Origin of the sequence: Mesorhizobium sp. M7A.F.Ca.CA.001.10.2.1 (assembly GCF_003998575.1) — a bacterium.
Classification (GTDB): domain Bacteria; phylum Pseudomonadota; class Alphaproteobacteria; order Rhizobiales; family Rhizobiaceae; genus Mesorhizobium.
Window position 1 is genome coordinate 1 of sequence record NZ_RZQY01000643.1, and the last position, 3,524, is coordinate 3,524.

The window sequence follows — 3,524 nt, forward strand, 5'->3', positions numbered from 1 at the left end:
GGCCGTGCAGCCGCCGAGCAAGCCAGCGATACGGCGCGCAAGACGTTCGAGGAAGGCGCGCTCGCGGAGTCGCTGCCGACCGTCGAGGTCGACAAAACGGCGCTTGAAACCGGCGTCGGTATCCTGTCGCTGCTGGTCACCGCCGGACTGGCGGCGTCGAACGGCGAAGCGCGGCGGCATGTGCAGGGCGGTGCCGTGCGCCTGAACGACGAGCCGGTGAGCGACGAGCGCCGCCTGGTGACTCCTCAGGATTTGAGTCCGGAAAACGTCGTAAAGCTTTCTCTGGGAAAGAAAAAACACATTCTGGTACGGCCTACCTGATCCGCACGGTGGGACCGAGCCAACCGCTTGTCAGGATCAGCGTTTGACGGCTCCGTCTTGGGCGCATAAATTGCGTTGAATGCATCGTCCATGCGCCGGGGGGCCGCCTGTGAAGATCAATCCACGCAAGCATAACGCACGAGCACGCCCAGGCGATGCGTCCGCTCCCGCCGCCAGCTATGGTTTGCGGAGCACCGACCTTGCCTGAGATCACGCTCGACGACTTCAACAGCCTTATCCACACGGTCTACGAGGCAGGCATCAACCCGCACAAATGGTCCGCGTTCGTCGGGGACCTGTCAGGCCATCTGGACGACACGCTCATTTGCCTGCATGCGCATGATACCGTCGCGCGAGCAAGCCTGGGCTTGCTTGCGTCCGGGGCTGCGCCGGAATTTATTGATTCCTATGTGCGAGACTATGCGACGATCAACGTCTGGGCGAACGGAATGGCTATCGCCCCGATCGGCAAGCTTGTTCAATCGGAAGAAATATACGACCCGGACAAACTTCTCAAAACCGAGTTCTACAATGACTGTCTGCGTAGCCAGAGTCTGGTGTCCGCGAGCGCCGTTGCGCTGCATCGCTCATCGGACAGGATGCTCTTCCTTTCGGGCAATATTCGCCTGCGCAACCATGATCTCGTGCGGGCGCGGGTAAACAGGACGTTTGACCTGCTTGGGCCGCATATCACCCGCTCGTTCGAGTTGATGCGGCACATCCCGCACCAGGTGGAGGGAGAAGACTATCGCGCCACTCTTGAGACATCGACCGACGCTGTGCTGTTCATCGACAGAGCCGGGCGTATCACCCACTGCAACCGTGCCGGAACGGCGATGCGCAAGGACGCGTCTTTCCTCGCCGTCGACCGCGACGGGCACCTGCACCTCAAGGATCCGAGGGCCGATACGACCCTGCGGATTGCCCTGGCCGCGATAGCGAGAGCGGATTTTCCCGCAATTCCAGGCAGCTTCCCCGTTCGTCGGGCGGCCGGTTCGCCGATGCGCGCGATGATCGTGCCGCTCGCCCACAGAACCACGCAAACAATGTTCGATCAGATTTTCGAGGACCTTCCGATTGCAATGCTGGTCCTGCGCAACCAGCCGACGCCGCAGCCTTCCGTCGCTGCATTGCCCGGCTATGGGCTGACACCGGCTGAATCGGAGCTGGCCGTGGCCATCGCCCAAGGCATCTCGCTGCGCGACCATGCGGACAGCCGCGACGTCAGCATTCACACGGTCAGGGCGCAGTTGAAGTCCGTCTTTGCCAAGACCGAGACCCGTCGCCAAAGCCAGCTCGCCGCCCTGATCCTGCGCCACTAGAGCGACAGGCACCGCCGCCTCGAAGCAAGCTCTAGCTAAGACTTTGATTTTCAGGCCGTTCCTGCGGCCGCATAGCCCAAATGGGTGATGCGAGGAATCCGTCCACCGAGCATAAGTCGTCGAAACAGGCGATCTGACCAACGTTGCAACGTTGGCTCTGGGGAAGCCCGACGCAGGCTTGGGGACGAAAATGAGAACAGGCAAGATGATGGCGGCGGCCGTGGCCTGGATCGCGGGAGCCTTCCCGACCGGCGCTCAGGAGCAAACGCCGGAGCCCTCGCAGAAATCGGTCCGCCTGGTCGTAAACGGGCAGGTTTCGGAAGACGACAACCAGCAGCGGCTGAATGCCAGGATCGTCGCTGCATTCTCCGACCTTCCGGTAGCCTTCGGCATGGCCGCGGAGAAGGGAAACGGCGTCGCGCGGCTGATGGTTGGCGGTGCGGCGAACCTGGGCGAACTGCTCGCCGTGCAGGTTACCGGACAATTCGTCCGCGAGGATGCCGATCAGCTGTTCGGCCTGACGACAGACAAGAGTGTCGAAACCTGGAGCCTTGCCAGCTCGCTCGACCTGCGCCTGAGCGCGGCGACCACGGTTTCTCTCGGTGTCGATGGCTGGAACAGCCCGTCCGCCATTTTGATTGACGAGCCCTTCGCGAAGACGCGCTTCGACGGCGCGAGCGGCGTTCGGGTTGCGCCCGGCTTCGAAACCTATCTCGATCCGACCCTGAGATTAGGCGCCAGGATCGGCTACGAGCGTGCCATCGACAATGGCGATGACGGGCTGTTCGCAAAGGTTGATTTCAGCAAGGCGTTCGGCAAGACCTCGATCGAGGGAACGGCCTGGACCTCGCCCAATTTCGGCGCGGGCGCGCAGATCGGATTGGGCTATGCCTTCGACAACGACATGACGGCAAGCGTCTACGCCGGCTATCGTGACGGGATGACGCAAGGCGCCTATCTGGGCGCGAAACTGTCGATGGATTTTGGACCGCACGCTTCGCAGGAAAGCGGTGGCCTCATCAACCGCCTCGACCGCCAGATGCAATATGCTGAAATGACGATGCCGGGCGTTCCCAAGACGGCCCGCGCGGCGGTTTCCACCGAGATCAATTCCCCGTTCAAGACTGTGTTCGACGTGCCATGCCAGAGTGTCGAGCCAACGCCCGGATGCACGTTCTTCATGGCGAACGGAAACCGGATCACCCTTGCGGACGATCCTCACTACAACAGATACGGCAACGGCTCCGACGATCTCGGATATGTCAGGTTCGACAGCGTCGGCAACGCCGCCGTGTACAACAATCTTGGCCAATACCAATATTCGTCATCGGCGAGCGCCTTCGAAGGGTTTGTCGGCGGAACGACCATCGGCGTCGGCACTACGGGTTTCTACTGGGAGAACGTTGCCAGCGGCACATACTGGCTCGGCAAGAACGGTATCCTGTACTCGGCTAATTCCGGCTCAAGCAACTTCCAACAGGCAATCAACTGACCATCCCCGCCGCCTTGCGGTGCCGAAGCGACGGACCGGTTGATTTGACACTTTGCGCGCGGCGACCATGATCCGCGCCACTCACCTATACTCAAAAATCGACCTGAATATTCCGGGCGCGATCACCGACAGCGGATTGATGTCCAGCAGCGGCTTGTTGGCATTGCCTTTGAGCCGGTAGGTGACGCCGATCAGGCCACGGTCACGGCCATTGCCGAGCAGCGCGCCAACGATGGGCAATTCGCCGAAGATGCGATTGAGGCCATAGACCGGCATGAATGTGCCGGTCATGTCCATGTTGTTGTCCTGGTCGTAGAGCGTGCCCTGGAACGTCGTGCCGATGCGCGGTCCGCGCAGCACGCCATTGGCCAGTTTCAGATAGCCGCTGC

4 protein-coding genes are annotated in these 3,524 nt (G+C 61.4%); 3 read left to right on the forward strand and 1 reads right to left on the reverse strand.

The genetic code is table 11. The annotated features are described in order from the left end of the window. From EN964_RS29075 to EN964_RS29085, 3 genes are all read left to right on the forward strand, one after another. A partial coding sequence (locus EN964_RS29075) for a S4 domain-containing protein (protein ID WP_281059579.1) occupies window positions 1–321 on the forward strand: 321 nt, incomplete at its 5' end. A 200-nt stretch (window positions 322–521) separates the two neighbouring features. Further along, entirely contained in the window at window positions 522–1,643 is a 1,122-nt protein-coding gene (locus tag EN964_RS29080) for a PAS domain-containing protein (RefSeq protein ID WP_127270919.1), read from the forward strand. A 190-nt stretch (window positions 1,644–1,833) separates the two neighbouring features. After that, a complete protein-coding gene (locus tag EN964_RS29085) occupies window positions 1,834–3,135 on the forward strand; it encodes a hypothetical protein (RefSeq protein ID WP_127270917.1) in 1,302 nt (433 codons plus the stop codon). Between the two features lie 81 nt (window positions 3,136–3,216). Here EN964_RS29085 and EN964_RS29090 read toward each other — a convergent pair. Next, window positions 3,217–3,524, reverse strand: a 308-nt coding sequence (locus EN964_RS29090) for a hypothetical protein (protein ID WP_164776059.1), incomplete at its 5' end; no start/stop codon positions are given.